The sequence below is a fragment of the Neobacillus sp. YIM B06451 genome, from assembly GCF_032667185.1.
Taxonomy (GTDB): Bacteria; Bacillota; Bacilli; order Bacillales; family Cytobacillaceae; genus Bacillus_D.
On record NZ_JAVFKJ010000007.1, the window covers coordinates 38,456 to 57,485 of the forward strand.

The window sequence follows — 19,030 nt, forward strand, 5'->3', positions numbered from 1 at the left end:
TGGGAAGTCCTCCTTGTTACTTTTCGTTTTTAGGTGCTAAAACCAGGAACATGCTCCGGCCATCCATTTTTGGATGGGATTCGATCGTCGCAACGTCCTTGCACGCTTGGGCAAAACGGTCCAGCACGCGCTGGCCGATTTCCTTATGGGTGATTGCACGGCCCTTAAAGCGGATCGATGCTTTTACTTTATCGCCTTTTTCAAGGAATTTGATCGCATTGCGAAGCTTGGTGTTAAAGTCGTGCTCATCAATGGTCGGGCTGAGGCGTACCTCTTTCGTTGTGATGATTTTCTGGTTCTTGCGCGCTTCTTTTTCTTTCTTTTGCTGCTCGAATTTGAATTTGCCGTAATCCATGATCCGGGCTACCGGAGGTTTTGCATTCGGTGCAACAAGCACCAAATCAAGATTCACACGGCCTGCAATTTCCAGGGCTTCAAATTTCGTTTTGATACCAAGCTGCTCGCCGTTCTGGTCAATCAGGCGAACCTCCCGGGCGCGAATTCCTTCGTTCAACAACATTTGGTCTTTGCTAATAGTTAGCCACCTCCAAGGTTTAATAACGAATACGTTGTCCGGGGCAAAGGGCTTCCAGCTCTAGGCCGGACAGGTTTTTTGCAATAAAAAAAGCGTGGATGCACACACCCACACTTTTACGAACAAATAAGGTTTAAAAAAACCAGTTACGTAAAACCTGCCAACTGCCTAGGCGTCAGCCAGGTGAGAAGCGGGTGCTTCTTCTTTCCCAAAATTTCGTATTCACTTTCACCTTTGTAACTATATCACACACCAACGAAGGTGTCAAACACGCTGTTTAATAAAGGCAACGTTAGTTATTGTACCAGACCATTTAACAAAATTCAACAATGAATTTTAGAAATGTCGAAAACTATTTCCAAAAAAACCCGCTATTACCACCGTTTGTTTGTTTTCCATCGCCGTATAACGGGAAAACGGCACATACGCCCTCTTTTGAGGGCCGTCCAAAAAAATTTTGGAGGGTGATTGAAAATGGATAAACGAGTAGTTGGAGTTTACAACAGTGAAGAGGAACTTATAGAAGCAATTGACCGTTACCAAAAGGAAGGCAATACACTTAGCAACCTGTCCGTATTCGGAAAAACAGACGGAGCGATGGAGCATCTTGGAAATTTGACGGGCTTACGGGAGGAAACATTGAACGAAGATGCGACGACGGACAACAAAGGATTTTTTAAAAGCCTGGCATCCGCTTTTGATGGGACTGACGACAATGGGGAAGCTTCCTATTACGACCGCCTCGTCGGTTTCGGACTTCGGGAAAGCGAAGCACGGGAATATGCGGGAGATTTGGAAGCAGGCCGGATTGTCCTGTTCGAGGATACCGGAGTTTCCGGACAGGTTGTAGAAGGGGAAACACGGTTAGGGTATACGGGCCAAGACGTCTCTGGATTTTCCCGGAGCGGGGTGGATATCGACAGGCTCGATGCGGAGGATGAACGCACGTTAAGGCTTCGTGAAGAGCAGCTCGACGTCCAAAAGGATCGTGTCCAGACCGGAGAAGTGAAGGTTCACAAGGACGTAGTCGAGGAACAGGAGTCCGTCAATGTCCCTGTATCCCGCGAAGAGGTCTACGTTGAACGGCGCGAGGTCGACGGTTACAGTGCCGACGCCGGGGAAATTGGTGACGATGAAACGATCCGCGTTCCGATCGTTGAAGAAAAAGTGGAAGTCACAAAAAGGCCTGTCGTAACGGAAGAACTCGTTATCGGCAAAAAGGAAGTCCAGTCGACCGAAAAGGTTGTCGAAAACGTCAAGCGTGAAGAGGCGCATATCGAATCAGAGGGAAACACCGATTTTGATAAAAAACGAGATGTGTTGGACAACGACCGCACCGATCGACTCTAACAAAAATAGCTGCCGGGCATATGCCGGCAGCTGTTTTTTTATCGTTTTACAACTTCATTCAAAATTGAGGCGAAGTCCTCAAATGGCATCGTTTCCGACTTTTGTTCGCCGTATTTGCGGACATTGACTGCGCCTTCCTCAACTTCTTTATCGCCAACGACAAGCATGTAAGGAATTTTCTGCATTTGCGCTTCACGTATTTTATAACCGATCTTTTCATCACGGTTATCCATTTCAACCCGGAACCCTTCCATCTGAAGCTGCTCCTGGACCTTGCGCGCATACTCATAATGGGCTGCCGGGGATACAGGGATAACCTGAACCTGGACCGGGGCGAGCCAAGCCGGGAATGCTCCTTTGTATTCCTCGATTAAGAACGCAACAAAACGTTCCATCGTAGAAACAACTCCGCGGTGGATAACAACCGGGCGATGCTGCTTGCCATCCTCACCGACATAAGTAAGGTCGAATCTTTCCGGGAGAAGGAAGTCAAGCTGGACAGTCGACAAAGTTTCATCCTTTCCAAGCGCTGTCTTAACCTGGACATCTAGCTTCGGACCGTAGAAAGCGGCCTCGCCTTCAGCCTCGAAATACTCAAGGCCAAGCTCATCCATTGTCTCCTTCAGCATTGCCTGCGCTTTTTCCCACATTTCATCATCATCGAAATACTTTTCCGTATTTTCAGGGTCACGGTAGGAAAGCCTGAACGAATAGTCATTGATGTCGAAATCCTTATAAACATCAAGAACCAAATTCACTACCCGCTTGAATTCCTCTTTAATCTGGTCGGGACGGACGAAGATGTGGGCATCATTCAATGTCATCCCGCGTACCCTTTGCAAACCGGAAAGGGCTCCAGACATTTCATAGCGGTGCATCAGCCCGAGTTCCGCGATCCGGATTGGCAGCTCACGGTAGCTATGCATCGAATTTTTGTACACCATCATATGATGCGGGCAATTCATCGGGCGGAGGACGAGCTGCTCATTGTCCATTTCCATTACCGGGAACATATCTTCCTGATAGTGATCCCAGTGGCCCGATGTCTTGTACAGATCAACGCTTCCCATTACTGGAGTATATACATGATCATAGCCAAGCTTTGTTTCCTTATCAACGATATAGCGCTCGATGATCCGGCGGATTGTCGCGCCTTTTGGAAGCCAGATTGGAAGCCCCTGGCCAACTTTTTGCGAGTTTGTGAACAGGTTTAGCTCCTTGCCGATTTTCCTATGGTCACGCTCCTTCGCTTCTTCCAGCAAGCGAAGATGTTCAGCAAGGTCCTCTTTTTTGAAAAATGCAGTACCGTAAATGCGCTGCAGCATTTTATTGTCGCTGTCTCCACGCCAATAAGCGCCCGCAATGCTCAGTAGCTTGAATTCCTTGATTTTTCCTGTTGACGGGACATGGACACCGCGGCAAAGATCTGAAAATTCGCCTTGGTCGTAAATTGTGACAGTTTCATCGGCAGGAATGGCTTCAATGAGCTCAAGCTTGTATTCATCTCCGATTTTCTTAAAGAAAGCAACCGCTTCATCACGGCTGACCTCCCTTCGGACAACTTCAACATTTTCATTTACAATTTTGGCCATTTCCTTTTCAATTGCCGGCAAGTCTTCCGGAGTCAAGGATTCAGGAAGGTCAACGTCATAGTAGAACCCGCCCTCAATAACAGGACCGACTCCAAACTTCGCCTCAGGATACAGGCGCTTGATTGCCTGGGCCATCAAGTGGGCGGTACTATGGCGGAGCACCTCGAGCGCTTCCGGTGAATCCTGGGTGATGATTTCTAAGGAAGCATCTTCTTCAATCGGCCTCCTCAAGTCGTACATTTTCCCATTAACCTTACCCGCGATGGATTTTTTCTTCAATCCGGGGCTGATGGAAGCCGCGATATCTTCTGTTGATGTGCCTTTCTCAAATTCTTTCACATTTCCGTCAGGAAACGTAATTTTCAAATCTGCCATGTCTTTTTCCTCCTTTTATTGATAACCAGGACGAAAATCCGCCTGTTTTTGTTTTTTTAAAAATAAAAAAGCCCGCCCCTGGAAAAGGGACGAGCTGTTATGCACGTGGTTCCACCCAATTTTTCATTTAAACAGGCACACCAGCCCATTTGAAAAAATGACTCTGAACAGATAACGGCTGCGGCCGCCAGCAATTACTCATTTCCATTTTCACGGCTGGAGTTTAAAGGGGGTAAGCATTCCATTCGTGCTGGGAAGTTTTCACCAATCCTTCCCTCTCTGCAAGCCGTAAAGAAACGCCCATGTCCTTATCATCACTTTTGCTTCGATAGTTGCTATGTACGTTATTATAAGTAGTTGCAGCAAAAAAATCAAGCTGGCAATCCCATTTCGGCCAGCCCTAAGCTTTGGCCGGAAATTCAGCCGGTTTATGGAGTTCAACCCTTTCTTCGAAGATGTTTATGATCGTCCGGATAAGGGGCATTTCCGGTTCCTCCGTGTATAAGTGGATTGTCGAAGGGGCAATCGATAGCAGCGGGGCAATTGAATAGGAATCTACATACACCGGATGGTTAATCAATAGTTTCCTGTCAATCATTTTTGCCAGATCTGCCCTCTTAACTTCGGCTAATTTATCATCATAAAATGTAATTTCCTCCCCCGTTAGTACATGAAGCAGCTCCATCCGGGCGGGGCGCCCCTGGACGAACTCCCTTAATGACTCTATGAAAATCAAGTATTCTTGCTCCATTTTATACTCATCGATCGAAAGGGCCGCCACTTCCTCCATATAGTCAAAAAAAGGGCGCAGCCTAAATTTTACAAAAGAATCGAAAGAAAAACTTGTACCTTCCTTTAACATCTGCCCAATCGATTCCTTGACATACCGCTCCGGCCCATTTTTTCCAAGGAAAATGAATAGGTCGCTCCTATCTCCTTCAAGGATGGCGTGCATAATATCAATAATTTGCTGCTGTTCTGCTGGGTCGCTGAAATAATACGCATCCTGCAAAATCCCCCTGAACCACTCGTCCCATTTGGCCCCAGTAAGGTATCCCCAGAAAGCCTGCGCGAATTTATCAATTGAATCCCCATCTAGAGATTCAAATAGTATTTTAGTGCAATGGCGGTCTTCAATAACCTGAATTTCGATTCCGTGCCCGGCCTCCTGCAAATACTTTTGCACTTGAGTATAGAAGCAAATGGCGTCCGGCCCGTTCTCGAAGATAATTTCTCCCAACCATATCCCTCCCTGTCCCGCTGATTCCTATATTCATATATATGGGGGACAACGGGGGATTAGAATCCCGCCGCTTTTTGAAAAACAAAAGAAGCCTCCTTGTGAAGGGGGCTTCCTGAAAGGTTTTTTATTTTATTGGCGGCGGTTGGGGCCATCAAGCATGACAGGCTCACTCAAATACTTGATGCGTTCCATAATCCTACGCGCTTTCATTTTTTCTTCTTCCCCGCGCTGGCTGTACGTTAGATGGTGTTCCAGCTGCTTGAAATTGAAATTGGAGGTAAAGAATGTTGGCAGATTTTCAAGCATCCTGAACTGGAGAATCGGCCCAATCACCTCATCCCTCGTCCAGCTCGACACTGCTTCAGCACCGATATCGTCTAGCATCAGGACAGGTTCCCTTTTCAATGCATCAATTTTTTCATTAAGGGTGTGGTCACCTATCGCACTTTTCATTTCCCTTAGGAGCTCGGGGACATATACAATCATTGATGATATTTGTTTCTTTGCAAGCTCATTTGCAAGCGCACCGAGCAAATACGATTTCCCGACTCCAAATTCACCGTATAAATAAAGCCCTTTTGGCCTTTTCTCAGCCTGGTAATCGATGACGAATGAGATAGCCTTCTGCATTGCATCCAGTCTTCCCGGCTGGCCATCAACATCAAGGGATGCAAATGAAGCATTGAGGATTTCCCTTGGGACATGCAGGCTCTTGATTAGCCGTTCATTTTTCTTCTTTTCATCGGCCATTATTTTACGCGGGCACCGCTCATATTGAACATCGATTGAATTCGGCTGCAAAACCAGTTCTGGATGAAACCCTTGCATAATATTTCCGCACTTATCAAGGCTTTCACAATACTGGCAATGCTTGCTTTGATTCGTATATTCGTATAGCTTGACCATGCTTTTTTCAATCATGCTTTCAGTAATGCTGTCCCGATTTTTTTGAAGAAAGTCCCTGACATCCCGATCATTCATAATTTGGCTTTTCATTTGTTCATATCGTTTCATGAAATCTTCATTGGAAGCAAGCCTCTTAAGGGTTTGGTTAATCCGCTCCATTCAGTTCCCTCCTTTCTAATCTCTAAAAGCTTTAAGCATTTCTTCAACTTCTTTTTTCCTAGCTTCAATTTCCTTGGAACCACTGTTATTCCCGGCAGAAGTGGTTTCTTTTTTATCGAACCAATCAGGCAGCATTTCCGTCCGGATCGGCTTTTGCTTTGACTGTTTTTTCCCTGCAGGCGATTTCGCGCTGCCCGAACTCCATTCAATATATTTAGCATGTTCCTGCCTTGACAGATCCATCGCCTCTTTAACCGTCCGTATTTGTTTTCTCGCCCAATGGCCCGCTAACCGTTCAACATAGCCCTTCGTCAGCTTCATGTCGGTTTTCAGCATGGCAAACTGGATCAGAACATTGACAACCCCGGGAAGAAGCTGCTGATTGAGCAGGACCCCTTCAATCACTTGCAAATCAGCACTAGAAGGTTCTGCCCCGCCCGATAAGTCTTTCATGACCTGAAGGGGGGAAGCTGTCTCCAAATACCTGATCAGCTTTTCTTCCTGGGTTTTCGGCTCCTCAAGCTGGACCCTGTCGGCAATCGGATGGACTCGTTCGACTAGTGCGGGCAGCTTGTCATAATTTTCGAACTGGTACCAGTCCCTGGCCGCCTTCCGTAGTTCTTCTATGTCTATCTCATCCTTTTCGTTCACGGCGCTGAGAACGATGTTTTTCATTTGAAGCGCATCGATATTGTACAAAAAGGCCAGGTTGCAGATGGCATCTTTCACCTTTGGGGTAAGCGATCTTTTTGGAACAAGGGAATCTCCCAAACCTGAAACAAGAAGGTCAAAATTGAACGTATCGTGCGGAAGCTGAATAGGATTGGCAGATTGCTTGCCAATGAACTGCTGGCCTTTTTCAACATCGAGCTCTTCCGAATGGTCCTGCACATATTGAAGAGTGTTCGATGGAGCGGAAACAAATATATCCTGGAAGGGCTTAGTAACTTCCTCGTAACCCTCCTGCTCTGGCATTTCGCGGTCACAAAAGAAACGCTTCAGCCGGAGGAAATGATTTTTGCCAATTTTCCTATATAAATAAACGTTGAGCATCCCATCCACAAAAAATTGCTCTGGGCTTAGCGGTGGCTGCAGTTCGTAGATGAATGACCGGATGTCATCCTCGTTCTTGACATACGTTTTTAACAAGCCAATCCCTTCCAGCTTGAGCCTCGCCTCATATATCCTTTTCAGGTTCAGGCCTGAAAGGTTCATTAAAAAATGATGGGAAGACGCCTCGGACCATAAACGGTTTTCCTCAAGCTCGCTCCACAATGTCATATACACACTGAAGCAATCAGGCCCAATCAGGGGCTGATAGAGAAGAGAAAGTATTTTTCTATCATACTCATGGAGCAGCCCATTCGAGGCGACTATGTATCTGTCAACCGGAACAAGTTCCTGCCAGTGCTGGGCCATAACCTTAACCCCTTTTCTCTTTTTTAGAAAAATGAGGCATCCGCTCCTGTTTAGCGAATGCCTTAAGCTCGGGCATATGTAATGGAGTTCCATTCACTTGCCATTAACTCTTTTCCTTTTTTATTAATTCCTTCAGTTCTTCTATAAATACATTAATATCCTTAAACTGACGGTAAACGGAAGCAAAACGTACATAGGCAACCTCATCGACCAACGCAAGCCTGTCCATCACCATTTCACCGATCACTTCACTGTTAATTTCGGAAGTTCCCTGGCTGCGTAATTCCTTTTCCACATCACTCGTAATTTCCTCAAGCTGCTTGAGGGCGACCGGACGCTTTTCGCATGCCTTAATCAGTCCGCGCAATATTTTATCACGGCTGAATTCTTCACGGGTGCCTTCTTTTTTTACTACAATCAACGGAATTTCTTCCACTTTTTCAAATGTCGTAAAACGGTAGCTGCACTCCTCGCATTCCCGCCTTCTTCTTGTGGAACGCCCTTCATCGACGGGCCTCGAGTCAAGCACGCGTGTACCGCTATTTTGGCAAGCTGGGCATTTCATTTAATCAACTCCAATTGTTTCCGGGATTATGCACTATGCAACCGGGTTGAAATTGTATTCCGTCATCTTTAATCTTATAGAAAAGAGGGGTTTTTCACAAGGATTATTCGCTGTTTTTTCCAGAACCAATATATGTATGCGCCTTGTCCAAAGCCTTGTATAAATCAAGGGCGATTCCCCTTAGTTTCCCGTAATTCGCCATTATCGCGGGGCAGTCCGTTGATAGATGGAAATCCACCGCTGTTTCAAACGGCCTTACATTAACAATTGTCGCAATGAGGAAGCAGGGTAAAGGTTCGGATAGCTCACAGGCAATTTCCCCACGATCTTTTGACGATTCCACAATCCTGCATCCCGGCCGTTTGCCAAAAATCTCTTCCAGGCTTGTGAACAGCGGGTCTTTACCGGAACGGTAATAATGCGTCCGTAGCCCTCCATCGGGGTTGCCTTCGCTAGTTGCACAAACATTTGAAAAACGCTGCATTACATTCTTAAGCACAATTCCTTCCTCCACCGCATTTTTTCCTGCCTTCGAGTTGTTTACTGCAGGTTGGACCTTCTATACCAAGTGTACAACATTTCGGGGAATAAAAAAATCAACAAGCGCCTTGGGGTATCTCCCAATAAATTCGGGAGTTCCCCTAAATGGTCCGGGAAAAATATAAAAAGAGGCGCAATTACGCCTCTTTGGATTCGTCAGTATGAAATTACAGGGCTTTCGCCTGGTTTACCTGTACAGGGCCCATGCCGCGAGGAAGTTCAATATTCTCGCGTGTCTGTGCATTCAACGCTTCAGCGATATAATCCGCTGCGACATTTGGGTTCAAATCGCCGCACGTATAAACGTCGATGCTGGCATATCCATGTTCAGGAAAGCTGTGGATTGTCAGGTGGGATTCGGAAATAATGACTACCCCGCTAACTCCCTGTGGCGCAAATTTGTGAAATGCCACTTCCCGGATTTCGGCTCCTGATTTTAGAGCAGCTTCTACAAAAGTTCTTTCAATAAAATCCATGTCATTCAGCTTTTCAAAGTCGCATCCCCACAGTTCGGAGATCACGTGTCGTCCCATAGTTTCCATATTAAATTATCCCCCTCAAACATTTTTGCTGCATTCCTGAAACCATACAATTGACGGTAACCGGTAATTACCACGGGGGAAAGTTAGTCCAGAGAGGTCCTAACCCTTTAAGTAATTAATCGCTACCTAATTTCAAGAAGTTCACGATGACTAGTATACTTTGTTTATACCCTTTTTGCAACCTATGAAAATGAAAATTTTAAAAGGGAAGATATTGCTTTTTTTCAGGGTGGTTTTGGTCGGTTCTAATGGGTTTCCGAATGCTGTAGCTACACGTTTTTAAGTGGGGGAAATGCTTTTGTTGGTAAAAAAACTGGTGCCTATTAACCGGGTTATGGCCGGACATTGTCACTCATACTGATTTGAGTGACTTCAATACTGGAATTTGGCACTTGATTGTCACGATTAAGGCGCTTGCGTGACAACTAAACCGGATTCTGCCCTTTGGTTGTCACGAATCCGGGGCGTGCGTGACAACTAAACCGGATTTTGCCCTTTGGTTGTCACGATTAGAGCGCTTGCGTGACAACTAAATCGGATTCTGCCCTTGAGTTGTCACGATTCGGGGGCGGGCGTGACAAATAAACCGGATTTTGCTCTTGAGTTGTCACGATTCGGGGGCGTGCGTGACAACTAAAGCGGATTTTGCCCATTAGTTGTCACGATTCGGAGGCTTGCGTGACAACTAAACCGGATTCTGCCCTTTGGTTGTCACGACTCCGGGGCGTGCGTGACAACTAAACCGGATTTTGCCCTTTGGTTGTCACGATTAGAGCGCTTGCGTGACAACTAAATCGGATTCTGCCCTTGAGTTGTCACGATTCGGGGGCGTGCGTGACAAATAAACCGGATTTTGCTCTTGAGTTGTCACGATTCGGGGGCGTGCGTGACAACTAAATCGGATTTTGCCCTTTAGTTGTCACGATTCGGAGGCTTGCGTGACAACTAAACCGGATTCTGCCCTTTGGTTGTCACGAATCCGGCGCTTGCGTGACAACTAAATCGGATTCTCCCCTTGGGTTGTCACGATTAGGGCGCTTGCGTGACAACTAAACCGGATTCTGCCCTTGGGTTGTCACGAATCCGGGGCGTGCGTGACAACTAAACCGGATTTTGCCCTTGACTTGTCACGATTCGGGGGAGTGCGTGACAACTAAACCGGATTTTGCCCTTTAGTTGTCACGATTAGAGCGCTTGCGTGACAACTAAATCGGATTCTGCCCTTGAGTTGTCACGATTCGGGGGCGTGCGTGACAAATAAACCGGATTTTGCTCTTGAGTTGTCACGATTCGGGGGCGTGCGTGACAACTAAATCGGATTTTGCCCTTTAGTTGTCACGATTCGGAGGCTTGCGTGACAACTAAACCGGATTCTGCCCTTTGGTTGTCACGAATCCGGCGCTTGCGTGACAACTAAATCGGATTCTGCCCTTGGGTTGTCACGATTCGGGGGAGTGCGTGACAACTAAATCGGATTCTGCCCTTGGGTTGTCACGATTCGGAGGCGTCCGTGACAACTAAACCGAATTCTGCTCTTGGGTTGTCACGATTCGGAGGCGTCCGTGACAACTAAACCGAATTCTGCTCTTGGGTTGTCACGATTCGGGCGCTTGCGTGACAACTAAATCGGATTCTGCCCTTGGGTTGTCACGATTCGGAGGCTTCCGTGACAACTAAACCGAATTCTGCTCTTGGGTTGTCACGAACCGGGGGTTTGAGTAAAACCCTTCTACGATCGGATCAATCTTTGTCACTCAGCAACCGGGCTATGAATTACAATCCAACTTCCAAAACAGCTAATTTCATTGCACCCCAAACAAGCACAAAAAGCCGCCATAACGGCGGCTTTTCTATATTATCCTACTTTTATTTCCGATTTAGATGCAATTTGCTTTGCCACATAAAGGATCAGATCGACGACCCGGGATGAGTAACCCCATTCATTATCATACCAGGCGAGGACTTTTACTTTCCTTCCGCCCATGACCATTGTCGACAGGCCATCAATAATTGCGGAATGGGAATTTGTATTGAAATCTACAGAAACTAGCGGCTCGTCTGTATAATCGAGTATGCCTTTCATCTCTCCCCTGGAGGCTTCAATGAACATTGAATTGACCTCTTCCACTGTTACATCCTTTTTCAAGTCAACAACCAGATCGACAAGGGATACATTTGGTGTCGGAACCCTGAGCGACATCCCATGAAGTTTCCCCTTAAGCTGCGGCAGCACCAATGCGAGCGCTTTGGCCGCACCCGTCGTTGTCGGGATGATCGATTGTCCGCATGCCCTCGCGCGCCTTAAATCTTTGTGTGGATTATCGATGTTATTTTGGTCGTTTGTGTAGGAATGAATGGTTGTCATAAGGCCATTTTCAATCCCAAATTTCTCATCAAGCAATTTCGCGACCGGAGCCAGGCAATTTGTCGTACAGGACGCATTTGAAATGAGATTATGCTCATCAATATTTAATGCGCTTTCATTTACGCCCATTACAATTGTAATGTCCTCATCTTTTCCAGGAGCGGTAATGATTACTTTCTTTGCCCCTGCTTCAAGATGGAGGGCCGCCTTTTCACGCGAATTGAACTTTCCGGTTGCTTCGATTGCAATATCTATTTTCAATTCCTTCCAAGGTAACTGCTCAGGATTCCTGTTGCTTAGCAGCTGTACACGCTTTCCATTTACGATAAGTTCATTTTCAAGCGCAACCACTTCACCATTGAAAGGGCCATGTGTCGTATCATATTTGAGTAAATGTGCAAGTGTTTCAGCGGGATAGCTTGCATTAATAGCAACCACATCAATATTTTCTTCCACGATGGCTTTCCGGAAAACCATCCTTCCAATTCTCCCAAACCCATTGATCGCAATTCTCGCCTTCATTATTCGGCTCCTTCCACACTATGTTATACTTATATCTGCTAATTCGCATAATTAGTATAACATAATTAAATCGAAATGTGATGATTAATGTGCTTATTTTTTCACCTTTTTCAATTGTTTTTTTAAAATAAAAGACATAAAAAATACAGGCTCCCATCCAATGGGTATGCCTGTATCCTATAAATGGCTAGACGCCTTTTTCATTCCGCCATCGCCCGAGTATTTCAAGGAGCTGCCGATTTGTTTCTCCAATATCTCCATTATTGTCAATCACCGCGTCCGCCATGTCCGCTTTTTCAGAAAGGGGCATTTGCGAGCGGATCCTGGCTTCCGCCTCTTCCTTTGAAAAAGAATTCCTTGCCATCAGCCGTGAAAGCTGTGTGTCCTTGTCAACATAGACGACGAGTGTTTTATCCGCCATATGCGCCAACTTGCTTTCGAAAAGAAGCGGGATATCGAGGACAATAACTGGGGCACCAGACTTCTCCGCCTCTTTCCGCTTTTCAGCCATCCTCTTTCGTACTTCCGGATGGACAAAACCGTTCAGCAAAAGCCTCTTTTGCTCATCGTTGAAGATGAGTGCCCCAAGAGCCTGCCTGTCTATTCCTCCGTCCGGCAACAGGATTCCAGACCCAAACGATTCGACAATTTTCTTGTATGCTGGCTCACCTGGTTCGACAGCGAGGCGAGCCTCGATATCCGCATCAATGACCGGTATGCCCATTTCCCTGCACATGTTTGCCACGGTACTTTTTCCACTGGCGATTCCGCCGGTCAAGCCGATTGTCAATGCCATAATGATTACCCCGATTTATAAATTTTGCGAGTCCAAAAAGATACGCCAACCCGTAAACGGTTAAAGCTTTTGGCAATTCGGGCAGTAATGGGTTCCCCTGCCGCCGACAACACCTTTAGAAAGCGGTGTTCCGCAGTTTTTACAAGCTTCTCCTTTTCGTCCGTAAACGAGAAGGTCAAGCTGGAACATTCCCATTTCTCCCTGGGAATTCACATAGGAACGGATTGTGCTGCCGCCCTTTTCGACCGCTTCCCCAAGCGTAGCGACAATCTCATCATACAACCTTATTATTTCCTCCCCATCGAGAGTGTTAGCAATCCTCTCCGGATGGATGCCCGCCCTGAAGAGCGCCTCATCCACATAAATATTCCCAAGGCCAACTAGAATCTTCTGGTCTAGCAGGGCGGTCTTTACTTTCCGGTTTGTTTTGCCGAGTTTGCCAGCCAAATGCTCTACCGTAAATTCCTCTGAAAAAGGCTCTGGCCCCAATCCGAAAAGAGGAGGCTGGTTGAATTCCGTTCCTTTCAGGAACAAGTGAAGTGTCCCGAATTTCCGTACGTCCCTATATCTTAGCTCAGTACCATCCTCAAAAAAGAAAATTGCATGCGTATGCTTATCCACCGGGTCTCCGGCTTTTTCCAATGAATATTTACCCTCCATCCGCAAGTGGGAAATAAGGGCATAGTCTTCGGTATAAAAAATCAGGAATTTCCCCCGCCTGCCGATTTCAAGAAAGCTCTGCCCCCTTAAGGCATCGGTGAATTGGACTGTGTCCTCCGGGTTTTTGACCATTTTCGGCCAAAAAATCGATACATTGCTAATTGTTTTTCCGACCACAAGCTGTTCAAGTGTCTTCCTGACGGTTTCTACTTCCGGCAGTTCCGGCATTCACAGCCCTCCTATCCAAATAACTGTTCACGCCTATTTTGCATCGTACCAGGTAGGCCCGTACGAGTAATCCACCTTGAGAGGGACTTTCAGTTCAAGGGCGTTTTCCATAATCTCAGGAACAAGTTTCTCGAGCGTCTCAATTTCCTCACGCGGTGCTTCAAAAATCAATTCATCATGAACCTGAAGAAGAAGGCGAGCTTTAAGGCCCTTTTCCTTCAGCGCATCAGCCATGTCAATCATCGCTTTTTTGATAATATCAGCCGCGCTTCCCTGGATTGGCGTGTTCATGGCAGTCCTCTCTGCAAAGCTCCTTAGGTTAAAATTCCTGCTGGTGATTTCGGGAATGTATCTTCTCCTGTGCATTAGTGTTGTGACAAATCCAGTTTGCTTGGCCACTTTTACAATATCCTCCATGTAATCATGGACTCCCGGATAACTTTGAAGATACCGATCTATGAACTGGCCAGCTTCCTTCCTCGTAATGCCCAGGCTTTGGGAAAGGCCAAAATCGCTGATTCCGTAGACGATTCCGAAATTAACCGCCTTGGCGTGGCGGCGCATATTCGAAGTTACCTCATCCGCTTCAACATGGAATACCGCCATTGCCGTCTTCGTGTGAATGTCCTCTCCCTGTTGGAATGCCTCTATAAGCTTTTCATCATTTGCGATATGGGCGAGCACCCTTAATTCAATCTGGGAATAGTCCGCCGCGAAAATAACCCAGCCTTCCTCGGATGGGATGAACGCCTGGCGGATTTTTCGGCCTTCTTCTAGGCGGATTGGGATGTTCTGCAGGTTCGGGTCCGTTGAGCTAAGCCTGCCTGTTGCAGTAAGAGCCTGATTGAATCGGGTGTGGACCTTATCCGTGTTAGGGTCGACAACCTTCAGGAGCCCTTCAATGTAAGTGGACTGCAGTTTCCCTAGCTGCCGGTAATCAAGGATCAGCCTGATGATTTCATGGTCCTCAGCCAGCTTCTCAAGTACATCGGCGGAAGTCGAATATCCCGTTTTTGTTTTCTTGCCGGAAGGAAGGCCCAACTTTTCAAATAAAATCGCTCCAAGCTGTTTAGGCGAATTGATATTGAATTTTTCACCGGCCATCTCATGAATCTTTTCTTCGATGACCTCCAATTTATCATGTATTTCACTGCCCATTGCCTTGAGCCGGGCAAGATCCACCTTTATTCCCGTTGATTCCATATCAGCGAGGACAAGGGTCAACGGCATTTCAAGCTCGGTGAATAATTCATACTGGCTGTTTTCACGCAGGCCTTTTTCCAAAAGTGGTTTTAGCTCCGCTATCGAAATTGCCTTTCTGACAAGATGCCCGGCCACTTCATCCTCACCGGGTACCTTCCGTTTGGCTCCCCTTCCGTAAAAAGCATCATCAGCCTGGACATTCCTGAATCCATATCTTTTTTCAATCGTGGAAAGGTCATCAATATTCGCGGACGGGTCGATGATATAGGAAGCAATAAACACATCGAATACAATCCCTTTAAGGTGGATTCCGCGTCTTCTTAATGCCACCTCGGTCGCTTTTGCGTCATACACAATTTTCTTTTTCGTTTCATCCTCAGCCCATTGCTTGAAGGCGGATGACTGAAGGGCTTTTTCTTCTGAAAAATAAAACCGGCCCTTTTCACTTGCTACGGACATCCCAATGATTTCTGCATAATGGTAATTATCCTCAAGGATTTCAATAAAAAAGGCGGTTTCGTCAGCAAACATTTCTACACTGATTTCAGCAGGCTTTTCGAAATCGACTTCTGCCAACTCCGCCCCACTTTCATTTTCTCCGGTATCTTCCCCAAGCTTATCCAGCAGCGAGTTGAAGCCAAGTTCTTTAAAAATGGAAAGGACTTTCTCCCTATCAAAGCCTTCATAGGAAATCTCGGATAGGTTTACTTCTACGGGTGCCTCCCTCGTAATGGTCGCAAGCTCCTTGCTCATTACTGCCTGTTCCTTGAATTCCTCAAGCTTTTCCCTCAGCTTCTGCCCGCTCACCTTGTCTGTGGACTGAAGGAGATTTTCCAGTGTTTCATATTCCTTCAAAAGCTTGATTGCCGTTTTTTCACCGACTCCGGGAACCCCTGGGATGTTGTCCGAGGAATCCCCCATCAAGCCTTTCATATCAATGATTTGCCATGGTTCAAGGCCATACTTTTCTTTAATATGTTCCGGAGTATATTCCTCAATATCTGTAATGCCCTTCCTTGTAATGCCGACGGTCGTTTTATCGGATGACAGCTGTGTAAGGTCCTTATCCCCCGATATGACCCTTACTTCAAAGCCTTCTTTTTCGGCCTCGAGCGAAAGGGTGCCAATAATGTCATCTGCCTCATAATTTTCGAGCTCATATCTAGGTATCTGATAAGCATCCAATAATTCGCGGATAAACGGAAATTGCTCGGACAGCTCAGGCGGAGTCTTTTGCCTTCCGCCTTTGTATTCGCTGAATGTAGCGTGCCGGAATGTCGTTTTTCCGGCATCGAATGCCACGAGCATATGTGTCGGTTTTTCATCCTCGAGAATCCTCATCAGCATCATCGTGAAACCATAGACGGCATTCGTATGGATGCCCTTATCGTTATTGAGGAGAGGCAAAGCAAAGAAAGCACGGTAGGCAATGCTGTTTCCATCAATTAAAACGAGCTTCTTTTTTTCCAAATTTTTTCCTCCTGTTCCTTTGCAAAACCGGCCCTGATGGTTAAAACTTCCTTTTACAATTCAGGAGCCTTTTTTCCTTGGTTATTTTCCCCGGGCCAGCTTGCGGAATTCAAGGATAAATTCGCTCCCTTTCCCCGGTTTGCTTTTTACTGAAATCCTTCCTTTGTGGGCTTCAACGATATGCTTTACAATCGCGAGCCCAAGGCCTGTTCCTCCTGAATTTCTGCTTCTCGCCCTGTCTACCCTGTAAAAGCGTTCAAAAATCCGGGGTATCTCTTTTTTCTCTATCCCTAGGCCCGTATCCTTGACAGAAATCACGACATCATTTCCGGATTCACGAATAGTGAGTTCAACCTTCCCTCCAGCCGGAGTATAATTGATTGCATTCGAGATGAGGTTGATTAATACCTGCTTCATCCTGAAAGGATCGCCTTCCATTTGAAATTCGGCAGGAACAGGATGGACAACAAGGTTGATATTTTTTTCACTTGCTTTACCTTCAAGAATCGCCACAATTTCCTTAACCATTGTATCGAGGCTAAATACGGAGATATCAAGCCTGAAATTATGCTGTTCCAATTTTGAAAGTTCAAGAAGTTCCTCGATCAGCCTTTGGAGCCGGTCACCCTCCTTTAGGATAATTGACAGGAACTCCTGGAGCGCCTTTTCATCCTTCATCGCCCCATCAAGCAGTGTCTCGGCAAAGCCCTTGATTGAAGTAACGGGCGTCTTCAGCTCATGCGAGACATTCGCGACAAAGTCCTTTCTCATTTGTTCCAACTTTTTCAGTTCCGTTATATCGTGAAATACAAGCAGTACACCTTTCCAGACATTGTTCGTTCCGATGATGGGCAAAGCGGATACGTCGAAATACTTACGTTCAATCAAGACTGGCAAAATAAACTGCCTGCGCTGTTTTTGTTCCGTCATGAAAATGTCTTCAATCATTTCACGAATTTCCCGAAAAGGGATGGCTTCGTAGTATGGCCTATATAATAAATCGGCAGGCTCCACTTCAAATAATTCCCTGTAACCCCGGTTAATAAGATTGATTGTTCCCCTGCTGTCGATTAGGACAAGGCCGCTGCCAATATTTTCGATCAGGGTCATCAGCCTCTCCTGCTGCATGTCCCGGGTTTTGGCCATATCCTCAAGGTTTCGTGCTAGGACGTTAATGGAAGAACTCAACAGCCCGGTCTCATCGGTTCTGTCCTCTACATAGGTCCTTGCCCTGTAATTCCCCTTTGCAAGCTCCATTGCCACATTTGCGGCCGATTCTATTGGCCTCGCGTATTTACGTGTAATCCTCATCCCCAAAAGCACGATAATTGCAAGGGCAAGGCTAAGGCTAATGGAGATGAACCACCAAATATGCTTATACGCATTCTTTAGCTCGCTCGAAGCCAGACTCAAAAACAAGTATCCTTCCGTTTCCTGCCCCTTTTTCAGTTCCGTCCAATGGTAATGGACTTCCTGGTTGTCCTTTAATTTGAAGAATCTTGTTTTTTTGTTTTCACCCAAAACAATTTCCAATATTAAATCACGGGGAGCAGCCACGTTTTCCTGGCTGTTGTAAAGGATGGTCCCTTCCTTGTCCACCAAAAGGATGCCTGCGCCAAGCTTGTCTCCGAATTTTTCTAATTCAGTCCTATCGGCGCCGAGAATTCCTCCGTAATCCTCGATATACATTCGGAGCATACTGCTTTCCTTTTCAAGCCTCTCGTAAAATGAATCAAGATAATAATTTTTAAGAAGCTGGCCCAAGAGGGTGCCAAGCCCTAAAAGGACCGCGACTGTCAGGAGGACCATTGCGGTTAAAAGCCTCGTCCTATATTTTGTCATTCGCCCTTCGGTTCCTCCATTTTATAGCCCAATCCCCTGATTGTTTTGATATAGTCGGGCTTTTTGGAATCAACCTCAATTTTTTCCCGCAGATGGGAAATATGTACATCCACAATTCTTGTATCCCCGGCGAAATCATAATTCCATACCGTGCTTAGCAGCTGGTCCCTTGTCAGGACTTTGTTTTTATTTTGCGCCAGGCAATTCAAAAGCTCAAATTCCTTTAAGGTCAGGGCAAGAAGCTCCTCTTTGAAAAAAGCTTCGAACCTTTCAGGAAAAATTTTCAGGTCCCCAATTAGAATCGCCTCTTCCTCTTCGGGTTCTTCCTGCTGTTTTTCCTGGTATTGCTCTGTCCTGCGGAGAATAGCTTTTACCCGCGCCAAAACTTCACGCGGGCTGAAAGGCTTAACCATATAATCATCCGCGCCAAGCTCGAGGCCAAGTATTTTATCAAGTTCGTCATCTTTAGCCGTTAGCATGAGGATAGGGATCATCACCTTTTGCAGGCGGAGCTGCTTGCAAACTTCAATGCCATCGATCCGGGGGAGCATAAGGTCAAGGATAATCATGTCGGGGCGTTCATTTATCGCCCGCTCCCTGCCTTCCTCTCCATCCATCGCCGTGATGACTTCGTATCCCCCTTGCTCCAGATTGTATTTAAGCAGCGTTACAATCGATTGTTCATCGTCCACAACTAGTACTTTTTTCTTCATAATGA

At 46.2% G+C, this 19,030-nt stretch carries 15 protein-coding genes and 2 other annotated features; of the genes, 1 reads left to right on the plus strand and 14 read right to left on the minus strand.

What is annotated here, in order from left to right; genetic code table 11:
- Positions 1-16: 16 nt before the first annotated feature.
- Positions 17-520, minus strand: a complete 504-nt coding sequence (gene infC / locus RB160_RS13325) for a translation initiation factor IF-3 (protein WP_316570923.1) — start codon at positions 518-520, stop codon at positions 17-19.
- Between the two features lie 95 nt (positions 521-615).
- Positions 616-747, minus strand: a sequence feature (ribosomal protein L20 leader region).
- A 262-nt stretch (positions 748-1,009) separates the two neighbouring features.
- Here infC and RB160_RS13330 point away from each other — a divergent pair.
- Entirely contained in the window at positions 1,010-1,885 is an 876-nt protein-coding gene (locus RB160_RS13330) for a YsnF/AvaK domain-containing protein (RefSeq protein WP_316570924.1), read from the plus strand.
- A 38-nt stretch (positions 1,886-1,923) separates the two neighbouring features.
- On the opposite strand, the gene thrS is transcribed toward RB160_RS13330, so the two are convergent.
- The 13 genes from thrS to RB160_RS13395 all read right to left on the minus strand — a co-directional run bounded on the left by thrS (position 1,924) and on the right by RB160_RS13395 (position 19,025).
- Positions 1,924-3,852 (minus strand): threonine--tRNA ligase, encoded by a 1,929-nt coding sequence (thrS, locus tag RB160_RS13335; protein WP_316570925.1) that lies wholly within the window; start codon positions 3,850-3,852, stop codon positions 1,924-1,926.
- 82 nt (positions 3,853-3,934) lie between these two features.
- Positions 3,935-4,176, minus strand: a binding site (T-box leader).
- Positions 4,177-4,252: 76 nt separating this feature from the next.
- Positions 4,253-5,092, minus strand: coding sequence for a sporulation protein YtxC (gene ytxC, locus RB160_RS13340; protein WP_316570926.1), 840 nt, complete (start codon positions 5,090-5,092; stop codon positions 4,253-4,255).
- 132 nt (positions 5,093-5,224) lie between these two features.
- Entirely contained in the window at positions 5,225-6,160 is a 936-nt protein-coding gene (gene dnaI, locus RB160_RS13345) for a primosomal protein DnaI (protein ID WP_316570927.1), read from the minus strand.
- Positions 6,161-6,175: 15 nt separating this feature from the next.
- Positions 6,176-7,579: a replication initiation and membrane attachment family protein gene (locus RB160_RS13350; RefSeq protein WP_316570928.1), complete on the minus strand. Its 1,404-nt coding sequence runs from the start codon at positions 7,577-7,579 to the stop codon at positions 6,176-6,178.
- Positions 7,580-7,682: 103 nt separating this feature from the next.
- Complete coding sequence (nrdR, locus tag RB160_RS13355) at positions 7,683-8,144, minus strand: transcriptional regulator NrdR (protein ID WP_316570929.1); 462 nt, start codon at positions 8,142-8,144, stop codon at positions 7,683-7,685.
- A gap of 103 nt (positions 8,145-8,247) precedes the next feature.
- Positions 8,248-8,643, minus strand: coding sequence for a cytosolic protein (locus RB160_RS13360; protein ID WP_316570930.1), 396 nt, complete (start codon positions 8,641-8,643; stop codon positions 8,248-8,250).
- Positions 8,644-8,851: 208 nt separating this feature from the next.
- Entirely contained in the window at positions 8,852-9,226 is a 375-nt protein-coding gene (gene speD / locus RB160_RS13365) for an adenosylmethionine decarboxylase (RefSeq protein ID WP_316570931.1), read from the minus strand.
- A gap of 1,855 nt (positions 9,227-11,081) precedes the next feature.
- Complete coding sequence (locus RB160_RS13370) at positions 11,082-12,113, minus strand: glyceraldehyde-3-phosphate dehydrogenase (protein WP_316570932.1); 1,032 nt, start codon at positions 12,111-12,113, stop codon at positions 11,082-11,084.
- Between the two features lie 187 nt (positions 12,114-12,300).
- Positions 12,301-12,909, minus strand: a complete 609-nt coding sequence (gene coaE / locus RB160_RS13375) for a dephospho-CoA kinase (RefSeq protein WP_316570933.1) — start codon at positions 12,907-12,909, stop codon at positions 12,301-12,303.
- A 60-nt stretch (positions 12,910-12,969) separates the two neighbouring features.
- Complete coding sequence (gene mutM, locus RB160_RS13380) at positions 12,970-13,797, minus strand: DNA-formamidopyrimidine glycosylase (protein WP_316570934.1); 828 nt, start codon at positions 13,795-13,797, stop codon at positions 12,970-12,972.
- Between the two features lie 33 nt (positions 13,798-13,830).
- Positions 13,831-16,470 carry a DNA polymerase I gene (gene polA / locus RB160_RS13385; protein ID WP_316570935.1) on the minus strand — a complete coding sequence of 880 codons (2,640 nt, stop codon included), beginning with the start codon at positions 16,468-16,470 and terminating at the stop codon, positions 13,831-13,833.
- A gap of 81 nt (positions 16,471-16,551) precedes the next feature.
- Positions 16,552-18,312 carry a two-component system histidine kinase PnpS gene (gene pnpS / locus RB160_RS13390; RefSeq protein ID WP_316570936.1) on the minus strand — a complete coding sequence of 587 codons (1,761 nt, stop codon included), beginning with the start codon at positions 18,310-18,312 and terminating at the stop codon, positions 16,552-16,554.
- The gene (locus RB160_RS13395; RefSeq protein WP_316570937.1) at positions 18,309-19,025 is read right to left on the minus strand and encodes a response regulator transcription factor; all 717 of its coding nucleotides are present in this window, start codon (positions 19,023-19,025) and stop codon (positions 18,309-18,311) included. The genes pnpS and RB160_RS13395 overlap by 4 nt, the downstream gene beginning before the upstream one ends.
- Positions 19,026-19,030: the final 5 nt, after the last annotated feature.

What these genes read in the sequence shown, in the direction of transcription:
- thrS (WP_316570925.1), bottom strand. Translation starts at nt 3,852, where the DNA reads ATGGCAGATTTGAAAATTACGTTTCCTGACGGAAATGTGAAAGAATTT.
- infC (WP_316570923.1), bottom strand. Translation starts at nt 520, where the DNA reads ATGTTGTTGAACGAAGGAATTCGCGCCCGGGAGGTTCGCCTGATTGAC.
- RB160_RS13370 (WP_316570932.1), bottom strand. Translation starts at nt 12,113, where the DNA reads ATGAAGGCGAGAATTGCGATCAATGGGTTTGGGAGAATTGGAAGGATG.
- speD (WP_316570931.1), bottom strand. Translation starts at nt 9,226, where the DNA reads ATGGAAACTATGGGACGACACGTGATCTCCGAACTGTGGGGATGCGAC.
- coaE (WP_316570933.1), bottom strand. Translation starts at nt 12,909, where the DNA reads ATGGCATTGACAATCGGCTTGACCGGCGGAATCGCCAGTGGAAAAAGT.
- dnaI (WP_316570927.1), bottom strand. Translation starts at nt 6,160, where the DNA reads ATGGAGCGGATTAACCAAACCCTTAAGAGGCTTGCTTCCAATGAAGAT.
- RB160_RS13350 (WP_316570928.1), bottom strand. Translation starts at nt 7,579, where the DNA reads ATGGCCCAGCACTGGCAGGAACTTGTTCCGGTTGACAGATACATAGTC.
- pnpS (WP_316570936.1), bottom strand. Translation starts at nt 18,312, where the DNA reads ATGACAAAATATAGGACGAGGCTTTTAACCGCAATGGTCCTCCTGACA.
- mutM (WP_316570934.1), bottom strand. Translation starts at nt 13,797, where the DNA reads ATGCCGGAACTGCCGGAAGTAGAAACCGTCAGGAAGACACTTGAACAG.
- RB160_RS13330 (WP_316570924.1), top strand. Translation starts at nt 1,010, where the DNA reads ATGGATAAACGAGTAGTTGGAGTTTACAACAGTGAAGAGGAACTTATA.
- RB160_RS13395 (WP_316570937.1), bottom strand. Translation starts at nt 19,025, where the DNA reads ATGAAGAAAAAAGTACTAGTTGTGGACGATGAACAATCGATTGTAACG.
- nrdR (WP_316570929.1), bottom strand. Translation starts at nt 8,144, where the DNA reads ATGAAATGCCCAGCTTGCCAAAATAGCGGTACACGCGTGCTTGACTCG.